The organism is Pseudomonas anatoliensis (assembly GCF_017976235.1).
GTDB classification, from domain to species: domain Bacteria; phylum Pseudomonadota; class Gammaproteobacteria; order Pseudomonadales; family Pseudomonadaceae; genus Aquipseudomonas; species Aquipseudomonas anatoliensis.
This window is the reverse complement of sequence record NZ_JACVHC010000001.1, coordinates 239,084-260,232: the sequence shown is the minus strand read 5'-3', so window position 1 is coordinate 260,232 and position 21,149 is coordinate 239,084. Positions and strand designations below refer to the sequence as shown.

At 56.9% G+C, this 21,149-nt stretch carries 20 protein-coding genes and 4 tRNA genes; 7 read left to right on the top strand and 17 right to left on the bottom strand.

Going from position 1 to position 21,149, the window contains the following annotated elements; all coding sequences use genetic code 11:
• The first annotated feature begins 41 nt into the window (after positions 1-41).
• Both ICA16_RS01145 and ICA16_RS01140 read left to right on the top strand, forming a co-directional pair.
• Positions 42-1,169 (top strand): carbon-nitrogen hydrolase family protein, encoded by a 1,128-nt coding sequence (locus ICA16_RS01145; protein ID WP_210699717.1) that lies wholly within the window; start codon positions 42-44, stop codon positions 1,167-1,169.
• A gap of 3 nt (positions 1,170-1,172) precedes the next feature.
• Positions 1,173-2,213 (top strand): AraC family transcriptional regulator, encoded by a 1,041-nt coding sequence (locus ICA16_RS01140; protein ID WP_210699716.1) that lies wholly within the window; start codon positions 1,173-1,175, stop codon positions 2,211-2,213.
• A 360-nt stretch (positions 2,214-2,573) separates the two neighbouring features.
• On the opposite strand, the gene ICA16_RS01135 is transcribed toward ICA16_RS01140, so the two are convergent.
• The 7 genes from ICA16_RS01135 to tig all read right to left on the bottom strand — a co-directional run bounded on the left by ICA16_RS01135 (position 2,574) and on the right by tig (position 12,637).
• Positions 2,574-3,428 (bottom strand): DUF2242 domain-containing protein, encoded by an 855-nt coding sequence (locus ICA16_RS01135; RefSeq protein ID WP_210553107.1) that lies wholly within the window; start codon positions 3,426-3,428, stop codon positions 2,574-2,576.
• Positions 3,429-4,119: 691 nt separating this feature from the next.
• On the bottom strand, positions 4,120-5,991 hold the full coding sequence (locus tag ICA16_RS01130) for a SurA N-terminal domain-containing protein (protein ID WP_210699715.1): 1,872 nt from the start codon (positions 5,989-5,991) through the stop codon (positions 4,120-4,122).
• A 229-nt stretch (positions 5,992-6,220) separates the two neighbouring features.
• Positions 6,221-6,493 carry an HU family DNA-binding protein gene (locus ICA16_RS01125; protein WP_008077714.1) on the bottom strand — a complete coding sequence of 91 codons (273 nt, stop codon included), beginning with the start codon at positions 6,491-6,493 and terminating at the stop codon, positions 6,221-6,223.
• Between the two features lie 148 nt (positions 6,494-6,641).
• Positions 6,642-9,038 (bottom strand): endopeptidase La, encoded by a 2,397-nt coding sequence (gene lon, locus ICA16_RS01120; RefSeq protein WP_150592364.1) that lies wholly within the window; start codon positions 9,036-9,038, stop codon positions 6,642-6,644.
• 163 nt (positions 9,039-9,201) lie between these two features.
• Positions 9,202-10,485 (bottom strand): ATP-dependent Clp protease ATP-binding subunit ClpX, encoded by a 1,284-nt coding sequence (clpX, locus tag ICA16_RS01115; protein ID WP_042559947.1) that lies wholly within the window; start codon positions 10,483-10,485, stop codon positions 9,202-9,204.
• 113 nt (positions 10,486-10,598) lie between these two features.
• Positions 10,599-11,234, bottom strand: a complete 636-nt coding sequence (gene clpP, locus ICA16_RS01110) for an ATP-dependent Clp endopeptidase proteolytic subunit ClpP (RefSeq protein WP_042559948.1) — start codon at positions 11,232-11,234, stop codon at positions 10,599-10,601.
• Positions 11,235-11,326: 92 nt separating this feature from the next.
• Positions 11,327-12,637, bottom strand: a complete 1,311-nt coding sequence (tig, locus tag ICA16_RS01105) for a trigger factor (RefSeq protein WP_042559949.1) — start codon at positions 12,635-12,637, stop codon at positions 11,327-11,329.
• 144 nt (positions 12,638-12,781) lie between these two features.
• Between tig and ICA16_RS01100 the strand changes: the two genes are divergently transcribed.
• Positions 12,782-12,994 carry a hypothetical protein gene (locus tag ICA16_RS01100; RefSeq protein WP_210699714.1) on the top strand — a complete coding sequence of 71 codons (213 nt, stop codon included), beginning with the start codon at positions 12,782-12,784 and terminating at the stop codon, positions 12,992-12,994.
• A gap of 45 nt (positions 12,995-13,039) precedes the next feature.
• On the opposite strand, the gene ICA16_RS01095 is transcribed toward ICA16_RS01100, so the two are convergent.
• The 4 genes from ICA16_RS01095 to ICA16_RS01080 all read right to left on the bottom strand — a co-directional run bounded on the left by ICA16_RS01095 (position 13,040) and on the right by ICA16_RS01080 (position 13,518).
• Positions 13,040-13,115 (bottom strand) — tRNA-His (locus ICA16_RS01095).
• Positions 13,116-13,191: 76 nt separating this feature from the next.
• Positions 13,192-13,276: transfer RNA gene (locus ICA16_RS01090), tRNA-Leu, on the bottom strand.
• Positions 13,277-13,333: 57 nt separating this feature from the next.
• Positions 13,334-13,409: transfer RNA gene (locus ICA16_RS01085), tRNA-His, on the bottom strand.
• A 32-nt stretch (positions 13,410-13,441) separates the two neighbouring features.
• Positions 13,442-13,518 (bottom strand) — tRNA-Arg (locus tag ICA16_RS01080).
• A gap of 275 nt (positions 13,519-13,793) precedes the next feature.
• Between ICA16_RS01080 and folD the strand changes: the two genes are divergently transcribed.
• Both folD and pbpG read left to right on the top strand, forming a co-directional pair.
• Positions 13,794-14,648, top strand: a complete 855-nt coding sequence (gene folD / locus ICA16_RS01075) for a bifunctional methylenetetrahydrofolate dehydrogenase/methenyltetrahydrofolate cyclohydrolase FolD (protein WP_150605370.1) — start codon at positions 13,794-13,796, stop codon at positions 14,646-14,648.
• A 230-nt stretch (positions 14,649-14,878) separates the two neighbouring features.
• Complete coding sequence (pbpG, locus tag ICA16_RS01070) at positions 14,879-15,817, top strand: D-alanyl-D-alanine endopeptidase (protein WP_210553109.1); 939 nt, start codon at positions 14,879-14,881, stop codon at positions 15,815-15,817.
• Between the two features lie 54 nt (positions 15,818-15,871).
• Here pbpG and ICA16_RS01065 read toward each other — a convergent pair whose 3' ends face one another.
• From ICA16_RS01065 to ICA16_RS01055, 3 genes are all read right to left on the bottom strand, one after another.
• Positions 15,872-16,075, bottom strand: coding sequence for a hypothetical protein (locus tag ICA16_RS01065; protein ID WP_150605372.1), 204 nt, complete (start codon positions 16,073-16,075; stop codon positions 15,872-15,874).
• A gap of 12 nt (positions 16,076-16,087) precedes the next feature.
• Complete coding sequence (locus ICA16_RS01060) at positions 16,088-16,294, bottom strand: DUF6021 family protein (protein WP_150605373.1); 207 nt, start codon at positions 16,292-16,294, stop codon at positions 16,088-16,090.
• An 89-nt stretch (positions 16,295-16,383) separates the two neighbouring features.
• On the bottom strand, positions 16,384-17,109 hold the full coding sequence (locus ICA16_RS01055; protein WP_150618318.1) for a peptidase C39 family protein: 726 nt from the start codon (positions 17,107-17,109) through the stop codon (positions 16,384-16,386).
• Between the two features lie 180 nt (positions 17,110-17,289).
• Between ICA16_RS01055 and ICA16_RS01050 the strand changes: the two genes are divergently transcribed.
• Positions 17,290-17,457 (top strand): hypothetical protein, encoded by a 168-nt coding sequence (locus tag ICA16_RS01050; protein WP_210699713.1) that lies wholly within the window; start codon positions 17,290-17,292, stop codon positions 17,455-17,457.
• Positions 17,458-17,601: 144 nt separating this feature from the next.
• Here the strand turns inward: ICA16_RS01050 and ICA16_RS01045 are convergent, their stop codons facing one another.
• Both ICA16_RS01045 and ICA16_RS01040 read right to left on the bottom strand, forming a co-directional pair.
• Positions 17,602-18,351: a TerC family protein gene (locus ICA16_RS01045; protein ID WP_150605375.1), complete on the bottom strand. Its 750-nt coding sequence runs from the start codon at positions 18,349-18,351 to the stop codon at positions 17,602-17,604.
• A gap of 29 nt (positions 18,352-18,380) precedes the next feature.
• Positions 18,381-18,623: a hypothetical protein gene (locus ICA16_RS01040; protein WP_150605376.1), complete on the bottom strand. Its 243-nt coding sequence runs from the start codon at positions 18,621-18,623 to the stop codon at positions 18,381-18,383.
• A gap of 235 nt (positions 18,624-18,858) precedes the next feature.
• Between ICA16_RS01040 and nhaR the strand changes: the two genes are divergently transcribed.
• Positions 18,859-19,758, top strand: coding sequence for a transcriptional activator NhaR (gene nhaR, locus ICA16_RS01035; protein WP_150605377.1), 900 nt, complete (start codon positions 18,859-18,861; stop codon positions 19,756-19,758).
• Here the strand turns inward: nhaR and ICA16_RS01030 are convergent.
• On the bottom strand, positions 19,753-20,916 hold the full coding sequence (locus ICA16_RS01030) for an MFS transporter (RefSeq protein ID WP_150605378.1): 1,164 nt from the start codon (positions 20,914-20,916) through the stop codon (positions 19,753-19,755). The genes nhaR and ICA16_RS01030 overlap by 6 nt on opposite strands.
• Between the last annotated feature and the right edge of the window lie 233 nt (positions 20,917-21,149).

Below are 21,149 nucleotides of genomic sequence, written 5' to 3'. Positions count from 1 at the left end.
CCCTAGTCGCCATACCCTGTACCCGGTCGTTGTTGGTTTTCATGCGCAAACTTTTGTACCTGTTTTTTTCCATGGCCCTCGTTGCCGTCCTTACCACCTACGCCATGTGGGCGGCAGACCGGCCGGCGGGGCATTATCTGTCGGACCTGCGCATCAAACTGGCGGTCGATCAGGGCACGCCCGCCGACCGAGGCAATCTGCTGGGCATCCAGCCGGAACTGTTCCCCACCGACTACCAAAGCCCCGCGCGCCTGCGCCGCAAACTCGCGGCGTACTTGCAGCAAGCGCAGGATCAAGGCTTGTTGAATGACAAGACCGTGGTGGTGTTGCCGGAACATGTCGGCACCTGGTTGATGATCAGCGGCGAAAAAGACGAGCTGTATCAGGCGCCCACTCTCGCCGAGGCGATGAATTGGCTGGCGGCGAGCAATCCGTTGTTGTTCGCCCGCGCCTGGCTCAGCGCCAAGGGCACAGACCGTCTCGACGATGCCCACCTGCGCATGAAATCGCGCAGCATGGCCAACGATTACCAGGCACTGTTTGGCGGCTTGGCCAAGGAGTTCCACGTGACGCTGGTGGCCGGCTCAATCGTTTTGCCCGAGCCGAGCATCCGTGACGGCCAGCTCAAACCCGGCAGCGGTGCGCTGTACAACAGCAGCGTGGTCTTCGGTCGCGACGGTGCACCGCTCGGCCAGCCGCAGCGGCAGCTGCACCCGGTGTTCAGCCAGCGTGATGTCATCCAGGCCAATGAAAAAATCATCAACGTTGTCGACACACCGGCCGGGCGTCTGGGCGTACTGATCGGCAGCGACAGTTGGTATCCGGATAACTACCGCAAACTCGACGAGCAAAATGCCCAGCTGGTCGCCGTGCCGGCGCAGGTATTCGGTCATGGTGCATGGAATCAGCCGTGGCGTGGCTATAAGAGTTCGAGTACACCCGGCTCAGTCAGTCTCAAGCCGGGTGAAGTCAGCGAAGGCCAGGCCTGGCATCGCCTGACCTTGACCGCGCAACCGCCCAGCAGTCATGCAATTGCCGGAATGAGTGTGTTTCTGCGCGGGCAGTTCTGGGATAAATCAGGCGCAGGCCAAAGCTTCCTCAACAGCAACGGCCAGCAGTTTGCCGACGGTGACGCCCGTGGCGCACGTATGCTGAATATCTGGTTGTAAGCGATGAAGCCGCTGCCGATGCGCCTTGGGGATCTGTCGGTAGGTTTCGTCCATAGCCTCGCCGATGCGGTGCGCAGTCACGGCGCCGACCCACAGCCGTTGCTCGAACAATACGCACTGGATGCGGCTAGATTGGCCGAGGCCGGGGCACGACTGTCGATTCCGCGCTACATGCGCTTGGGGCATGGCGCGATTCAATTGACCGGGGACCCGGCACTCGGCCTGCGCATGGGTCAGCTCAGTCGTTTGAGCCAGGCGGGATTGGCTGGCGTCACCGCATCGCAGGCGCCTAACATACGTGAGGCCGCCCGTTGCCTGATCCGTTTCGAACCGTTGTACGGTTCCAATTACCGCGGTCAGTCGAGCTTCCACGAGGACGCCAACGGCGCATGGCTGCGCTTCTATTCGATCAGCCCGTACAACGCCTATAACCGTTTCGTGGTGGATTCGATCATCGCCGGCTGGCTGCATCAGCTATCCAGTGTCAGCCGCGAACCGCTGCGGGCTGAACGCATTGAAATCGAATTCGACGCACCCGACTATCGCGACGCTTACGCTGCATTAGGTGATTGCCCGATCCAGTTCGGCGCCGAGCGCAACCAGTTGCGCCTGAACCTGGCCAGCCTCGCCCTGCGCAACCCCGAGCATTGCCCAAGCACTTGGCGGCATCTGCTGCAACTGTGTGAAAGAGAGCTGGAGCAACTGACCCGCACACGCAGCCTGCGCGAACGCATCACGCAACTGCTTGGGCCGTTATTGAATGGTGGCCGGGAACCCGACCTGGAAGAAGTGGCGGCACGCCTGAAGCTGCCGACCTGGACTTTGCGGCGCAAACTGACTGAGGAAGGCACGCAGTTTCGCGCAATCCTCAATGACACTCGCCGTGATTTGGCAATGACCTACATCCGCGATACGGAACTGGCGTTCGGCGAAATCGCTTACCTGCTCGGCTTTGCCTCAGCCGAAGCATTCCAGCGAGCGTTCAAACGCTGGAGCGGCCAGACGCCCGGCGAATTCCGCCGCAGTCATCGCAAAACAGCCTGAGACGTTAAAGCTCGGTGGCGTCTTCTGCCGGCTCTGGCGAATCCAGTTCGTAGGCCTGGTATTCGAGCAGTTCTTCCTGATATTCATCCATCGCGTAATCCCCCTGCTGCTCTGTTGAATGGGCCTGAGCAAATGCCCAGTGCCTCGAGCATAACGTGCCCGTGTGAAGGAAAAGTGAAGCTTCGTCTTCATGAATAAAACGTAGCAGTCGGTCAGGAATTTATCGCGGAATTTTGTCTGGGGGAATGTAACGAGATGTTCCTCTGTGGGAATGCCGGAGGCTACGATCGTTGATCACTTTTAAGATCAAAAGATCGCGGCCTTCGGCAGCTCCTACAGGGGGCCGAACAGCGGCGTGGGTTATTGGCCGGATGCTGGCATTGCCGGAATCGGCTCGGACGGCGGCGGAATGTCCGTCGGATTGGCCGGTGGCGTGATGGTTTCGGTAGCCGGCGCAGGTTCTGCACTCGGCGTCGGAGCAATCGGGGTCGACTCCGCTGGCGGCGCTACCGGCTCGGAACTGACCGGTGCCGGTTCAGCGGGCGCAGGCGCGGTCACGGCCGGCTCAGGTGCTGGAACAGCCGCTGGAGCGGGCTCTGCGGCTGGTGTCAGGCTCGCGGGGGCCGCTTTCGGTTCAGGCACGCCCAGATCGGTCTTCGGCTTCTCCTCGATATGTGCAGCTTTCTTGGTTTCTGCCGGCAGAAACTGTTCGACCAGGGTAAAGAAGCGCTCATAGAACTTCTGCGCCGTCACCGTCTCGCTTGCGACCTTGACCATCGAATCGTCTGACGAGCCAATCGGCATCGAAACCGAGCCCAACACGCCGACACCGAGACTGGCCGAGTTGTTGGTCTTCTTCAGCGCATAACGATCCTGCAAGGCATTGGCGAACATCGTCGCGTGATGGCCAGCACTGCCGTCATCGGCGCAGACCACATTGAAGCTGATCTCCATGTGCGTATCGCCGGTTTGCTGAAAACTCTTGTGGCCACTGATCAGTTTCGAGTCGCTGCTGGTAATGATGTAGCCCTGACTCAGCAACGCACGACGCGCCGCTTCGCAACTGACGACGTCAGTCACCGGGTAATTACGCGAAAACGTACCGGAGTCATCGAAATTCTCGTGCTCATACATCGGCTTGTCTTTCGCACAGCCGGCAACAACGGTCAACAACAGCGCCAACCCGACAACACGCAGGGGAGTGGAAATCAACATTAAACATCCTGAGGGAAAACAGTCCGGGGCGTATTGTGCAACAGAACGCGCCCCCGCGGCGTATGGATTAGTGTCTTAAAACAGTTACAAGCCTATCGACCGCAGATTGCGGAAAAAGGTCGCGTCGATAATTCGGTGATGAAAACCTGCAAATGCATCGCCTGCCAACCCGCCATCGCTGGCAAGCCAGCTCCCACAAGGACCATGAGCCTTCAGTTAGAAATTGGTCTCTGTCAGGCTTGCTCCCACAGTTTTAAAGTGTGCACCACCAACGCGGCAAAGCCGCCCCACTCAACACAATGAGCGTTAGCTCGAGTGCAGCTCTTGATCTTGATCTGGAAGCCCGTCGGCAGGCTGAGCAGAGGGATTCATCCGGGGAGAACATCGAAAGGAGGTGCAGCGAAGCAAACCGGAATCGATGCCCCGGATGAACCCGGAGCGAAGGTACCCCGAGCCCCAGCGAGCGGGCCGAACGTCAGGGCACAGACCTTTTGGTTACTTTTGGGGCGTTTGCCAAAAGTGACCCGCCGTAAGGGCGGAACCCTAATCCGCTACCCCAAAAAAAACGGATATTCACCCAACACCCAAGAGCATGGCCGGCCCAAAGGCCGCCAAGACCAAAAAGCGAACACCCACAAAAAAGCCCCGGCTGATCAGGCCGGGGCTCCTTGTACTACAGCTCAACCCACCATCAGAACTTCTTGATGTCAGCCTGGCTTTCCAACTGCTTGCGATACGCCGCAAAGTCCTGCTGACCTTCACGCGACGCAAGGAAGCGACGGTACTGAACCTTCTCTTCCTCAGTCGGCGCAGCCGCTTCGTTCACGCCATTGAGGCGAACGATCATCAAACTGCCGTCCGGCAACGTCACACTGGTGAATGTCGGCTTGTCCTTGGCAGCCGGTTTCGGCATGCGGAACAGTGCTTGCAGCACCGCCGGTTCAACACCTTCCTGACCACGGGTGGCCGCTTCGGTGGTTTTCCAGCTCTGACCGTCAACCGCTTTGTCCAGAGGAGCCTTGCCATCGCGCAGATCAGCAATCAGCTTCTCGGCCTTGGTCTTGGCTGCAGCGCTGGCATGCTCTTTGGTCAACTGAGCGCGGATGGCCGCATTCACGCTTTCCAGAGGCAGTTGCGCAGGCTTCAAGTGTTCCTTGGCACGCAGCACGATCACAGTGTCCGGATCCAGTTCGATGGCGGTGCTGTTGGCACTCTCATCGAGCACTTCGGTACTGAATGCAGCAGTGACCACGGCACGGTTGGCCGCAATCCCTTCGCCACCTTCACGGCCGAATGGCTTGGAGGTGTGAACGGTCAGCTTCAGATCTGCTGCTGGCTGAGCCAGGTCAGAAGCTTCAAACGCGGAGTCTTCCAGTTGCTTGGTCGCCTCGACGAAACGCTGCTCGACTTGCGCCGCTTTCAAATCGCGGGTCAGCTTGTCTTTCAGGCTGGCCAGGGACGGCACTTCAGGTGCTTCAACACCCAGCAGCTTGATCAGGTGGAAACCGAAGTCGGTGCGAACCGGCTCGGAAACCTGATCTTTAGCCAGCGAGTACAGCGTTTTTTCGAAGGCTGGGTCATAGACGCCAGGACCCGCATAACCGAGGTCACCGCCATTGTTGGCCGAACCCGGATCCTGCGAGAACTCTTTGGCCAGCGCTTCGAATTTCTCGCCTTTGTCCAGACGCGCCTGGACTTCTTCGATTTTGGCTTTGGCTTGAGCTTCGGTGGTCTTGTCGTTTACTTCGATCAGGATGTGAGCCGCGCGACGCTGCTCCGACAGGTTGGCAATCTCTTTCTGATACGCCGCCTGCAGGTCTTCATCCTTGACAGTGACCTGATCGAAGAACGAGGCCTTCTTCAGCTCCAGATAATCGATGACCACTTGATCCGGAGTCATGAACTCCTTTACGTGTTCGTCGTAGTAAGCCTTGACCTCATCATCGGTCAGCTTGACCGCAGCCGGATCGGCCTTGACGTTCAGGGTCGCGAAGTCACGGGTCTGTTTTTCCAGACGGGCGAAAGCCAGCACTTCGGCGTCGGTCACAAAACCGCTGCCCGCCACACCGGCGCGCAGTTGGCCGATCAGCATTTCCTGAGCCAGCATCTGGCGGAACTGCATACGGCTGTAACCCAGTTGACGAATCACCTGGTCGAAACGCTCGGAGCTGAACTTGCCGTCAACCTGAAATTCAGGCGTCAGCAGGATCACCTGATCCAGGGCACCTTCGGAGAAAGCAAATTTCGCTTCGTCCGCACCTTGCAGCAGCAGCTTGCGGTCGATCAGACCCTTGAGAGCCGATTCGCGCAGCATTTTCTCATCGAGCAACGAAGCGTCGAAATCCTTGCCCAGCTGTTGCATCAGCTGACGGCGTTGCATGTCAACAGCCTGGCTGAGCTCGTTCTGGCTGATGTCTTCACCGTTGACCGTGGCTGCATTCTGGCTGTTGGTCGTAGCCTGGAAAATGGCCTCGATACCCGTGAACGCCATCAATACAACGATGATCCCGATAATAGTCTTGGCAATCCAGCCTTGTGAATTGTCCCTGATATTCTGCAGCATGCGTCCCCCAGAAACGGTTGAATTTCAATATTTAGGCAACCGTGGAGCGTGGGTAAAATCCGGATAGAAGAAAGGCGCATCCGAGGATGCGCCTTCTCGTAACTGGCGGAGCGGACAGGGCTCGAACCCTCGATCCCGGCGTTACAGGCGGCTGTTTCAGCGACCTGCTCTACCGCTCCGCTGCCAAGTCAGGCTTGACCCCGACCCGGATGGGTAAAAACTTGAAAACTTAGTTAACCGCTTCTTTCAGTGCTTTACCGGCTTTGAAACCTGGTTTTTTAGCAGCAGCGATTTGCAGCGTCTTGCCGGTCTGTGGGTTACGACCAACGCGAGCTGGACGATCAGTCACGGAGAAAGTGCCGAAACCAACCAGAACAACGGAGTCGCCAGCCTTGAGAGCGCCAGTGACGGATTCGATTACAGCGTCCAGCGCACGGCCAGCAGCAGCTTTCGGGATATCAGCGGATGCAGCGATAGCATCAATCAGTTCCGACTTGTTCACTCTAAGTCCCCTTATATCTATTTTGAGATGATTCTAAGTTTTTTTGGTGAAAGCAAAAACGAGTGCTGAATGGCCTACAAACACTTAAGAGCCGCTTTATAACAAGGGCTCTAAAAAGCTGTCAAGGAAGCCACCCAGTCAAAAACGATTAATGCGTGCTAATTCTTTCCTTAGAGTCAGACTCACGTTTTTCATCCTTGGCAACTATCTCCGGAGCCACATCCGGCAAGGGCTCCGGCGCGTATTGCAGCGCAATTTGCAGGACCTCGTCAATCCATTTAACGGGTTTAATCTGCAGATCCTGCTTGATATTGTCAGGAATCTCCTTCAGATCGCGCACGTTCTCTTCCGGAATAATCACAATCTTGATTCCGCCGCGGTGTGCCGCCAGCAGTTTTTCCTTCAGACCGCCGATTGCCAGTACCTGACCACGCAATGTGATTTCGCCAGTCATGGCGACATCAGCGCGCACCGGAATGCCGGTCAGTGCAGACACCAATGCCGTGCACATGCCCACACCAGCGCTAGGGCCATCCTTCGGGGTCGCCCCTTCCGGCATGTGAATGTGCGTATCGCGCTTCTCGTGGAAGTCCAGAGGAATGCCCAGGCTCTTGGCACGGCTGCGCACAACGGTCAGGGCAGCAGTGATCGATTCGACCATTACATCGCCCAGCGAACCCGTCTTGATCAATTGACCTTTGCCCGGCACGACAGCGGCTTCGATGGTCAGCAATTCACCACCAACCTGAGTCCAGGCAAGGCCGGTGACTTGACCAATCTGATCCTGTTGCTCGGCCAGACCATAGCGGAATTTACGCACGCCGAGGAAGTGCTCCAGCAGCTCAGCTGTCACTTTCACCGAGAAGCGTTTTTCCATCGCATGCTCTTTCACCGCCTTGCGGCAGACCTTGGCGATCTGACGTTCAAGGCCACGCACACCGGCTTCACGGGTGTAGTAACGAATGATGTCGCGGATTGCTTCGGCGTCGAATTCCAGTTCGCCTTTCTTCAGACCGTTAGCGGTGATCTGCTTAGGCGAAAGGTATTTGACCGCGATGTTGATCTTCTCGTCTTCGGTGTAGCCCGGCAGACGGATGACTTCCATCCGGTCGAGCAGCGCCGGCGGGATGTTCATCGAGTTCGAGGTGCACAGGAACATCACGTCCGAGAGGTCGTAATCGACTTCCAGATAGTGATCGTTGAAGTTGTGGTTTTGCTCAGGATCGAGCACTTCCAGCAACGCCGACGCCGGATCGCCACGCATGTCGCTGCCCATTTTGTCGATTTCATCGAGCAGGAACAGCGGGTTACGGACGCCCACTTTTGTCATCTTTTGAATCAATCTTCCCGGCATCGAACCGATGTAAGTCCGGCGGTGACCGCGAATTTCGGCTTCATCACGCACGCCACCCAAGGCCATGCGCACGAATTTGCGGTTGGTGGCGTGAGCAATCGACTCCGCCAGCGAAGTTTTACCCACGCCCGGAGGACCGACCAGGCACAACACCGGGCCACGGATTTTCTTCACGCGTTTTTGCACGGCGAGGTATTCAAGGATACGTTCCTTGACCTCTTCGAGGCCGTAGTGATCGGCATCGAGGATATCTTCTGCGCGAGCCAGGTCCAGACGCACCTTGCTCTGCGCCTTCCACGGCACCTGCACCAGCCAGTCGATGTACGAGCGCACCACGGTGGCCTCAGCGGACATCGGCGACATTTGCTTGAGCTTGTTCAGCTCGGCAGTGGCTTTGGCCAACGCGTCCTTCGGCAGGCCTGCAGCGTCGATACGCTTTTTCAGGTCTTCGATTTCGTTGTGGCCTTCATCGCTGTCACCAAGTTCTTTCTGAATGGCCTTCATCTGCTCGTTCAGGTAGTACTCGCGCTGACTGCGCTCCATCTGCTTTTTAACGCGACCACGAATGCGTTTTTCAACTTGCAGCAGATCAATCTCGGCGTCCAGCAACGCAAGAACGTGCTCGACCCGCGCCGACAAATCGACGATTTCGAGAATTTCCTGCTTCTGCTCGATCTTCAGCGCCATATGTGCAGCCATGGTGTCGACCAGGCGACCCGGCTCATCGATGCTGTTGAGCGAAGACAGGACTTCAGCAGGGACTTTTTTGCCCAGCTGTACATATTGTTCGAACTGCGACAGCAGCGTGCGCACGAACACTTCGGATTCGCGCTCGACAGCTTCGACTTCTTCGATCAGCGAGACTTCGGCACGGCAGTGCCCGTCGACTTCACTGAAGCGTTCAACGGTACCGCGCTGCTCACCTTCGACCAGCACCTTGACGGTGCCGTCAGGCAGCTTGAGCAGTTGCAGAACGGTAGCGATGGTACCTACGCGATAGAGAGCGTCTTCACCGGGATCATCATCAGCCGGGTTTCTCTGGGCCAGCAACAGAATCTGCTTGTCGCCCGTCATCGCAGCTTCGAGGGCTTCGATGGATTTCTCGCGCCCCACGAACAGCGGGATAACCATGTGCGGATAAACCACGACATCACGCAATGGCAGGAGAGGCAATTCGATGGTTGTCTTCATGATTTCGCCTCTACGGCGGCCATATGGCCGTAATCAGATGGAATTAAGCTTGAAACCAAGATGGGGGCTGCCTTGAAAAAAAACAAGCGCAAAGCGGATGTAAAAAACGACATAAAAAAAAAGAGGCCCGAAGGCCCCTCCTTTATTCCGGCAGAGAGGACGCTTATGCGTCCGGCGCTGCCTTGGCAGTCGGCTCACTGTTCTCATAGATATACAGTGGCTTGGACTTGCCTTCGATCACACTTTCATCGATCACGACTTTGCTCACCTCGGACTGCGAGGGGATTTCATACATCGTGTCGAGCAGCACACCTTCGAGAATCGAACGCAGGCCACGGGCACCGGTTTTACGTTCCAGGGCACGTTTAGCGACCGATTTCAGTGCGTCGGCACGGAATTCCAGATCGACGCCTTCCATCTCGAACAGCTTGGCATACTGTTTGGTCAGAGCATTTTTCGGCTCGGTGAGGATCTGCATCAGCGCAGCCTCATCCAGCTCGTCCAGCGTCGCGAGGACCGGCAGACGACCGACGAACTCCGGGATCAGACCGAACTTGACCAGATCGTCAGGCTCGACTTCACGCAGGGATTCACCGACTTTCTTGCCTTCTTCCTTGCTGCGCACTTCTGCGTTGAAACCGATGCCACCCTTGGTGGAACGGTTCTGGATGACCTTCTCGAGACCCGAGAACGCACCACCGCAGATGAACAGGATGTTACGGGTGTCAACCTGCAGGAATTCCTGCTGTGGATGCTTGCGGCCACCTTGCGGCGGTACGGAAGCGACCGTGCCTTCGATCAACTTGAGCAAGGCCTGCTGCACGCCTTCACCGGAAACGTCCCGGGTGATCGACGGGTTGTCGGACTTGCGGGAAATCTTGTCGATTTCGTCGATATAGACAATACCCATCTGGGCTTTCTCTACGTCGTAATCGCACTTCTGCAGCAGTTTCTGAATGATGTTCTCGACGTCTTCACCCACGTAACCGGCCTCGGTGAGGGTGGTGGCGTCGGCGATGGTGAACGGAACGTTCAGCAAGCGGGCCAGTGTTTCGGCCAGCAGGGTTTTACCGGAGCCTGTCGGGCCGATCAGCAGGATGTTGCTCTTGCCGAGTTCGACGTCGTCAGCCTTTTTGTCACGCTGGTTAAGGCGCTTGTAGTGGTTGTACACCGCTACGGCCAGAACCTTCTTCGCACGCTCCTGACCAATTACATATTGGTCAAGGATGCCGCTGATTTCTTTAGGCGAAGGCAATTTATGCGCGCTGCTTTCGGCCTGGGCTTCCTGCACCTCCTCACGGATGATGTCATTGCACAGGTCGACGCACTCGTCGCAGATAAAGACCGAGGGGCCGGCAATCAATTTGCGCACTTCATGCTGGCTTTTGCCACAGAAGGAGCAATAGAGCAGCTTGCCGTTGTCCTCGCCGTTGCGGGTGTCAGTCATTCGTTCGATCCAAATCCGATAGGCTTGCAACACAAGATGAAGGCTATTGCGGGCTTTTTCAAGCCCGCCGCTGATCAGACCAGCCGACCAAGCCTATTTTGAGCTGCTTATTTTTACGCTGGGCGCTGGTTGATCACTTCGTCGATCAAGCCATATGCCTTCGCAGCTTCTGCACTCATGAAGTTATCGCGGTTGGTATCGCGCTCGATTTCTTCCAGAGTGTGACCGCTGTGCTTGGCCATCAACGTGTTCAGACGTTCGCGAATGAAGAGGATTTCCTTGGCATGAATTTCGATATCCGATGCCTGACCCTGGAAACCGCCCAGTGGCTGGTGAATCATCACACGCGAGTTCGGCAGGCAGAAACGCTTGCCTGGAGCACCTGCGGTCAGCAGGAACGCGCCCATGCTGCACGCCTGGCCGATGCAAGTGGTCGATACGTTGGGTTTGATGAACTGCATGGTGTCGTAGATCGACATGCCCGCTGTCACCGAACCGCCCGGGGAGTTGATATAGAGATGGATGTCCTTGTCCGGGTTTTCCGCTTCAAGGAACAGCAGTTGCGCGCAAATCAGGTTGGCCATGTAGTCCTCTACCGGACCAACCAGAAAGATCACTCGCTCCTTGAGCAGGCGCGAGTAGATGTCATAGGCGCGTTCGCCACGAGCAGACTGCTCGACAACCATCGGAACCAGGCCGCCTGCGGCCTGGATATCAGAGTTCTGCTGAATATACGAATTACGGAACATGCTCTGCAGTCACTCCCAAATAGTTATGTCTTGAATACGCATAAGCCAGCTCGAGAGCTGGCTTATGTGAGCACTTCTTAACGCAAAAACAATCAGTCGGCTGTTGGAGCTTCTACCGGCTTGACCGCTTCTTCGTAAGAGACCGATTTGTCGGTCACGCTAGCTTTCTGCAGAACAGTATCCACAACTTGCTCTTCCAGCACAACCGAACGAACTTCGTTCAGTTGCTGGTCGTTCTTGTAGTACCAGGACACAACCTGCTCAGGCTCTTGGTAGGCCGAAGCCATTTCCTGAATCATTTCACGTACGCGGGCTTCGTCAGGCTTGAGGTCGAACTGCTTGACCACTTCAGCCACGATCAGACCCAGCACGACGCGGCGCTTGGCTTGCTCTTCGAACAGCTCGGCCGGCAGTTGGTCAGGCTTGATGTTGCCACCGAACTGCTGAACAGCCTGCACGCGCAGACGGTCAACTTCGTTGGACAGCAGAGCCTTTGGCACTTCGATCGGGTTGGTGGCCAGCAGACCGTCCATTACCTGATTCTTGACCTTGGATTTGATCGCCTGACGCAGTTCACGCTCCATGTTCTTGCGAACTTCGGTGCGGAAACCGTCGATGCCGCTTTCCTTGATACCGAATTGAGCGAAGAATTCTTCGTTCAGCTCAGGCAGCTTTGGCTCGGAAACAGTGTTTACAGTAACGGTGAACTCGGCGGTTTTGCCGGCCAGGTCCAGGTTCTGATAGTCCTCAGGGAAGGTCAGGTTCAGAACGCGCTCTTCGCCCGCTTTAGCACCAACCAGGCCATCTTCGAAGCCCGGGATCATGCGGCCGGAACCCAGTACCAGCTGAGTGCCCTTGGCGGAACCGCCAGCAAACACTTCGCCGTCAACCTTGCCAACGAAATCGATGTTCAGCTGGTCTTCGTTCTGGGCAGCACGATCGGCCACTTCAAAACGGGTGTTCTGCTTGCGCAGGATGTCGAGCATTTTGTCCAGGTCAGCGTCAGCCACGTCAGCGCTCAGGCGCTCGACAGTGATGCCTTCGAAACCGGCAACGGTGAACTCAGGGAACACTTCGAATACGGCAACGTATTCCAGATCCTTGCCAGCTTCAAGCGACTTAGGCTCGATTGCAGGCGAACCAGCCGGGTTCAGCTTCTGCTCAACCACAGCTTCGTAGAAGGAGGATTGGATGACGTCACCAACAGCTTCCTGACGAGCATCAGCACCGAAACGGCGCTTGATTTCGCTCATTGGCACTTTGCCTGGACGGAAGCCAGCAATCTTGGCCTTTTGGGCAGTCTGCTGCAGACGCTTGTTGACCTGGCTCTCAATACGCTCAGCCGGCACGGTGACGCTCATGCGGCGCTCAAGAGCAGTAGTATTTTCAACAGAAACTTGCATGGATATTCCTCGTTGCACAGACGTTAGCCGGCCGTTTCCGACCCCAGAATCAAGGGCATGCATTCTAGTGGGTCAAACTCAAGAAGTCACCCTACTGAAAACGGGTAAAAAAACAGCAGGCAATTTATAGGAGCCGATGCACGGATGCGTCGCGCCCCCGAGGCGAATACAACCAATCACGCCAGGGCTCTGCGCCGACCTCTTCTATATATAGAAGCGGTGAACAATCATTCCCTGACGGCCGACCTTGCAAGCAAGCTCGACGAGCAACACAGAATCATCGAGCAATATAAATTCGACGAAGCGCCCTGCCCTTGCGACTCGAAACCGGCAATCGCCGACTTTTCAAATCGCTAAAACAAAAAAGGCGCCAGACTGTTAAATCTGGCGCCTTTCGAAATATGGGGTGGACGATGGGGATCGAACCCACGACAACGGGAGTCACAATCCCGTGCTCTACCAACTGAGCTACGCCCACCATATTGCGTAACAAAAAAGCCAAACAACTTCTTTGTTGAACCTCACCAGCCCAAAGGCATGAATGAAGCTTTAATTGGTGCGGATGAAGAGACTCGAACTCTTACGCCTTGCGGCGCTGGAACCTAAATCCAGTGTGTCTACCAATTCCACCACATCCGCGGATGAAGCTTTTGAAACAAAAACGCCAGACCGTTAAATCTGGCGCTTTTCGAAATATGGGGTGGACGATGGGGATCGAACCCACGACAACGGGAGTCACAATCCCGTGCTCTACCAACTGAGCTACGCCCACCATATCGCGTTACTTGTGCCAAAGCTGCCTAATGGCGCACCCGGCAGGACTCGAACCTGCGACCATCCGCTTAGAAGGCGGATGCTCTATCCAGCTGAGCTACGGGCGCCTTATTAATCTGTACTCTTAAAGGACTACAAACTAAGTGCTTTCCAGTGCCACGGAACGTTGATCCCGCTTTACCTTCTTAACCAGTGCTAGGCTGTGCCCGACAAGTGCGACGAATAGTATAGAGCGCTCCAAAGGTCGTCAAATCCTTTTTGAAAAAAATTCATTTAATTAAAGGAGTTAGGGGAATTTGCTGACCAAGCGCCTTTGCCCTCACCGCCCGACATGCGAGAATGCGTTCTCATTTTTTCCCCTCTCGATGGTTAATCACGCGCAATGACTGCACAACTAATCGACGGCAAATCGATCGCCGCCAGCCTGCGCCAGCAGATCGCCAAACGAGTTGCCGAGCGTCGCCAGCAAGGCCTGCGCACTCCCGGCCTCGCGGTGATCCTGGTCGGCAGCGATCCTGCCTCTCAGGTTTATGTCTCGCACAAGCGTAAAGACTGTGAAGAGGTCGGCTTCCTCTCGCAAGCCTACGACCTGCCCTCTGACACCACTCAGCAAGCGCTGACCGATCTGGTCGACCGTCTTAACGACGATCCGGCCATCGACGGCATTCTGCTTCAGCTGCCGCTGCCCGAGCATCTGGACGCTTCCAAACTGCTGGAGCGTATCCGCCCGGACAAAGACGTAGACGGTTTCCACCCTTATAACGTCGGTCGTCTGGCACAGCGCATCCCGCTGCTGCGCCCATGCACGCCAAAAGGCATCATTACCTTGCTGGAAAGCACCGGTGCTGATCTTTATGGCATGGATGCGGTGGTTGTCGGCGCCTCCAATATTGTGGGTCGCCCGATGGCGATGGAACTGCTGCTGGCCGGTTGCACCGTGACCGTGACACACCGCTTCACCAAGGATCTGGCCGGCCATGTTGGCCGTGCCGATCTGGTGGTCGTGGCGGCCGGCAAGCCGGGCCTGGTCAAGGGCGAGTGGATCAAGGAAGGCGCGATCGTGATCGACGTCGGCATCAACCGTCAGGACGACGGCAAACTGGTCGGTGACGTTGTCTACGAAACCGCCCTGCCCCGCGCCGGCTGGATCACTCCAGTGCCGGGTGGCGTCGGCCCGATGACTCGCGCCTGCCTGCTGGAAAACACCCTCTACGCGGCAGAAACCCTGCACGCGTAAGTCGGTTTTTTCGCAGTATTCAAACCCCGCCTCGTGCGGGGTTTTTCATGCGTGAGAAAAAACACTAACCGTTCGCCGGAAACCCCTCTTTTTACAGGTCTTTTCACGAGATTTTCAGGTCATCCAAACAACCATCGACAGATCTTCAGCCATACTCCTAGAATGCGACGCTTTGAAGAAATAACCCGTTACAAACTAACGGAATATCCAACTTTTATGAGTTCGCCCGCGTGAAAATTCGTCTTTCGATTCTGAGCCTGTTTTTTGCATTTACAGGCACATTCATCACGCCAACGATCAACGCTGCGGAAACCACCGCTGCCCCACGTGACGCTTCGACACTGAAGATCGCTTCCGGCAGCGCACTGCTCATGGATATGCAGACCAACAAGGTCATCTACTCCAGCAATCCTGACGTGATCGTGCCGATCGCTTCCGTCAGTAAGCTGATGACTGGACTGGTAGTGGTTGAAGCCCGACAGAACATGGACGAATGGATCAATGTCGATATCAGCAGCACGCCGGAAATGCGCGGCGTGTTCTCCCGAGTCAAACTGAAGAGTGAACTGCCGCGCCGCGAGATGCTGCTGATTGCCCTGATGTCTTCGGAAAACCGCGCTGCTGCAAGCCTGGCGCATCATTACCCGGGTGGTTACGCAGCGTTTATCGCGGCGATGAATGCCAAGGCAAAAGCACTGGGCATGACCAGCACTCACTTTGTCGAGCCGACCGGTCTGTCGCCGCGCAACGTATCCACCGCGCGTGACTTGAGCAAATTGCTGATAGCGGCGCACAAGCAACCGCTGCTTGTTCAGTTGACCACCACCAAGGAAAAAACCGTAGCGTTCCGCAAACCCAACTACACCCTGGGTTTTCGTAACACCGACCATTTGGTGAACAAGGACAACTGGAACATCAAGATTACCAAGACCGGCTTCACCAATCAGGCCGGGCATTGTCTGGTGCTGGTGACAAGCATGGGCAATCGCCAGGTGGCGCTGGTGATTCTTGATGCATTCGGCAAATACACGCATTTTGCCGATGCCAGCCGCATCCGCAGCTGGGTCGAGACGGGCAAGAGCGCCAGCGTTCCAGCGGTGGCTCAACAATACAAGGCCGATAAAAACCTCAAGAGCCGCCAGAGTGGCGTGGTCGAAGCCTCCAAGTAAAATGTATAAAAACAAAAAGCCCCGAATCTTCGGGGCTTTTTTCATCTGGGCGCGTCAGTCGTTAGGCAGCGGCATCTTGTCATCGTCAGGAATGCCATCTCCCCTGCTCGGATCCGGTGCCAGCCCAGGCGCCACCAAGGGCCGGGCCATTGGATCGCGCATCGGACTGTCCGGATCGAGCACCGGATCAACGCCCTCCTCAGGCGTCGTCGGCACGCTGTCGGGCTTTTGGTCATCGAAGCTTGAATCGGTACTCATACGCACCTCACATCAAGGTTTCAGATCGGCTAAGGGATCGTAGGGTTTGGCCGGTTTCTTTTCTTCTTCACCGGGCTCCACATCCAGCGGTGCCTTGGCGGGACCTACAGGATCAACTTGTGGATCGGCGACATCCGGCGAATCCGGATCAAACCCCAGGTCATCGCCTGAGGAATGCTCGGAAGAATGCGGGCCTTGCGGGGATCGAGAATCTGTCATGTCGCCTCCTTGTTCACCCGTGAACAACGGGTTGTCATCTTCAGAGGCCTGCCGGGCGCAGTCGTGCCCGGCAGATGACGAACGGAGACTCAGTGCGCGACCAGAGCCTTACGCGCTTGCGCCGCTTCGGGTTCCTGACCGGCCTGGGACAACTCGTCGGCAGCCTTGAGCCAGCGCTGGCGATCCACGTCCGCAGGAATCTGCGCGGGTTTCTGGATCAGGATCGCCCAGCCGCCTGACTTCTCGAAAGCAGCCTCAAAGGCGCTGAAGCTCATCAACTCGCGACGGTTCATGCCCGCGCGCAGCAGCACCTTCTGTTTATTGCGGTCGTAGCCGGAAAGGATGGCGTAACGCGGCTCAGCCCAGAATGCCGAACCTTCGCTGAACCGCACCATTACCGGAAAACCTGCAGCAACCTGAGTCAACAAGGCGGGCAAGCTCTTGTCCAGCGGATAGACAACCATGCCGTATTCCCGGGCCAGGTTCTGGATGTTCTGTTGCAGCTTGTCCTCGGCACCCGGCAGGTGCAGCGGTTTTTCCAACAACCCCGGCGTGATCACGATGCCTTGCTGCGACAACAGACTGGCCAACACCTGCGGGCCGCTTTGATTGGCCTCGCCCCGATAGAAGGTGCCGCTAAGCTCGACCCGCTCCGGCAGTCGCTTGACCTGCGGCGCGACACTGCCCGCGCACCCGACCATCACGGCCGCGCAACCGGCGACCAGCAGCGCCGCACGAATTCGAGAAAATACCTGCACCTTTGTCACTCTCTGTTCAGACGCCGGTCGTCGTGTTCCGGCAAGGTCAAGGATCATAGGACGCCGCAAGGCTGCGGTATAGCCTTAAAGCGCAGACACGTCGATTGCATAGAGCGAACTGATTGGTCATCACCGACCTTTGGTCAATAGCTTGAAACACCCCAGTGACTAGACTGTCACTGAGACAGAGCGAACTGAAAAAGTGGGCGCCCGATGCAGGGCAAAGAGGAGGCACTTATGAGCCTGACCATGACCATCGTAATGTTGATTGCCGGCTGGCTGGCTGTGGCCACCGCCATGCTTTGGGGAGTGCTGCGAATTGCGCGGCGTCATCATCATCCTGTCCAAACCACGCTGGTGGAAAAGGCAGAAGAGCAACGCGTACGCCACGCGACAGTGCATTAAAAGCTAAAAGCCCCCTCACCCTAGCCCTCTCCCTGGGGGAGAGAGCTAGGGTGAGGGGCCTGCTCGAATAGACACCACAAGTCTTCAGTCGAAAAAAAACCGCCTGAACTCCCAGAGTTCAAGCGGCCTTTTGTCTTTCAGCTATTACGCCTGCACAGCCAGCTTCTTCTGCCTGGCACGACGCGACAACATGTTTAGCACTTCAATCCCGGCCGAGAACGCCATGGCCGCATACACATAACCTTTCGGTACATGGGCGCCGAAGCCTTCGGCGATCAGCGTCATACCGATCATGATCAAGAAGCCCAGGGCCAGCATCACCACCGTCGGGTTGTCGTTGATGAACTTGGCCAGTGGATCAGCCGCTAGCAACATCACCAGCACCGACACAACAACCGCGATGATCATGATCGGCAAGTGTTCGGTCATGCCGACCGCGGTGATGATGCTGTCGATCGAGAACACCATATCGAGCAACAGGATCTGGCCGATAGCCGCAGCAAAGCCCAGCGTGACAGTCGAGGTGGCCGACTTCGGGTCTTCCGGCGCCGGGTCCATGCTGTGATGGATCTCGGTCGTAGCTTTCCAGACCAGGAACAGACCACCGGCAATCAGGATCATGTCCTTCCAGGAGAAGGCCTGGCCGAGGATTTCAATCACCGGCTCAGTCAACTGCACGATGAACGCGATGGTGCTCAACAGCGCCAGACGCAGAATCAACGCCATGCCGATACCGATGCGCCGCGCTTTCTGGCGATGCTGCTCAGGCAACTTGTTGGTCAGGATCGAAATGAAGATCAGGTTATCGATGCCGAGCACGATTTCCATCACGACCAGTGTGGCCAAGGCAACCCAGGCGGTGGGGCTGGCGGCGAGTTCTAACAGATATTCCATGGGTCAGTCCTGACTCTGTGTAAGACGATTTAGATGGTCTTGGAGGAAGATTCGGAAGTTTCCGAGTCTTTTTCCGATGGTTCTTTTTTCTCGATCAGCCCGCCAGTGGCGTCGCTGAGTGCTTGCTCGGCAGCTTTGTGGGTGTCGTCGATGGCTTGCTTGGCGCTTTCGGCCGCTTTGCCCATCAACTGCTGAGCGCTTTTCTCGGCCTGATCGCAGCCGGTCAAAACCAGTAAAGACGTAAACATCAACACAGGGAATGTGTATTTCATGAGGCTTCCTTCGAATAAACAGTCAGGGTCACAGACCGACCCTCGATGGCTGGGCATTCTAGGGAGCCAAACACTTCAGGAAAATTCGTATTTTTAGCGGCTATACTTCGGTTTTTACGAACCCAAACATCACTAATGCAGGAGCTGCCGAAGGCTGCGATCTTTTGATCTTGTTTTTACACAGCAACATCAAAAGATCGCAGCCTTCGGCAGCTCCTACTGGGGAAGCGAGTCGATGCTCAATTACCGTCAACTGCATTATTTCTGGGTGGTCGCCAAGACCGGCAGCATCGTGCGAGCCTGCGAGCAACTGAACCTGACGCCACAAACCATCAGCGGGCAGATTTCGCTGCTCGAGCAAACGTATGGCATTGAATTGTTCAGACGGGTTGGCCGGCAACTGGAGCTCACCGAAGCCGGACGTCAGGCCCTGCCTTTCGCCGAGCAGATGTTTCAACTGGGCGGCGAACTGGAACTGATGCTGCGCGCCCAGCCCAATGAGCAGCAGATCCTGTTCCGCGTTGGCGTCGCCGATGTGGTGCCCAAGTCCATCGTCTATCGCCTGATCGCGCCGACCATGGAGCTGAACGAACCGCTGCGCATTACCTGCCGCGAAGACAAACTCGAGCGATTACTGGCGGATCTGGCGATTCAGCGCCTGGACCTGGTGATTTCCGACAGCCCGATGCCGTCGCACCTCGACATCAAGGGCTACAGCCAGAAACTCGGTGAATGCGGGATCAGTTTCTTCGCGACCGCCGAACTGGCTGCGCGTTACGGTCAGGATTTTCCGCGCAGTCTGCACGGCGCACCGCTGTTGATTCCTGGACCGGAAACCGTGGTGCGCAGTCGATTGCAGCGCTGGTTTGCCGAGCAGCAGATCCAGCCGCAAATCGTCGGAGAGTTCGATGACAGTGCCTTGATGCAGGCATTCGGCCAATCCGGCAGCGGGATTTTTATCGGCCCCAGCGTGATTGCCGAGGAAGTGAAGCGCCAGTACGGCGTTCAGTTGATCGGCCAGACCGACGCGGTGACCGAGTCGTTCTATGCCATATCCGTGGAGCGCAAGGTCAAGCACCCCGGCATCGTTGCGATTACCGAAGGTGCCCGACGCGAGCTGTTTACCGCGTTATGAAGCCTCGGCGCAGACGTCGCGCGGCTTGAGCGTCATGAGCACCATGGCGAGGAACACCGACAGCAGAATGAACCCTGCGGCAGCAAACCCGAGGAAGCCCAGGCCCGCGCTGTCGATGACCCGGCCGCCAACCATCGCACCCAGACCGATCCCCAGGTTGGCCCCGGCGATGTTCAGCGATGCGGCGAAGGCCGGCGCTTCCGGCGCGGCTTTCATCAGGCGCACATGGCTGACCAGGAACAATGCCGCCTGGGTCACGCCCCAGATCCCCATAGCCACCGTTAAACCCAGCGGTGAATGAATGTTCGGCACCAGCGACACCATGCCGGCAATCATGAACGCACAGAACAACACCGACGCCCCCAGCGGATGGCGGTCCACTGCACGACCACCCAACGAGTTGCCGATCAAGCCGACCGCGCCGAAGCCCATCAGGCACCAGCCGACCACTGTGCCGTTGAAACCGGCGAGGCGCTCAAGGATGTCGGCCAGATAGGTGTAAACGGTGAACATGCCGCTGAACACCAGAATCGACAGCACGACGTGGCCGATCATCAGCGGACTGCGCAAGATCTTGAACTGCGAGCTGAAGCTGACCTGATGCTGGTGCAGATCGGTTTTCGGCAGATACACAAACAGCAGCAATGCCTTGGCAAAGGCGATCACCGCCAGAATGCCAAACGCGCTGCGCCAGCCGAACGCATCGGATATCAAGGTGCCGACCGGAATGCCGAACACCGTGGCGCAGACAATGCCGAAGCCGATCTTGGCGATGGCTCGACCGGCAAAGTCCGGGCCGACGATGTCCACCGCCGTTTCACTGGCCAGCGCCCAGAACACCGGCAGCCCCAGCGCCGGAATCAACCGGGCAATTGCCATCACCCAGATGTTCGGCGCAAATGCCGCCACCGTATTGGCCAGACCAAACATGATCAGGATGCTGATAAACAGCTTGCGCCGTTCGAACCGGGCGAAATACGCGGTCAAGAATGGGCCGAACATCGCCACGGTAAAAGCGAATAGAGTCACCAGCAGACCGGCCTGCGGGATGGTGACTTCGAGGTCTCGGGCAATCGCCGGCAGCAGGCCGACAATAACGAATTCTGTGGTCAGCACCGTGAAACCGGCGGCGGACAACAGAAGGATGGGCAACAGCATGGGAAACTCCAACGAAACGACGACACCAGCGATGACCGAAAGGCCCGCTGGCAGAACTTGAAAATGAGGATGCGCGATCTTAACAGAGTGTGCCCGGGCTGACTTGCACAAACCTGTCTATCTTGCTGACAGATCGGGTGGCAGATCGTCACATGCCTGAAGGATAAGGCCTACGCTGTGATAAAGTCCGCGCCCTGAAAAACGTACACCTGTTCAGCGGCCTGTTTAAGGAC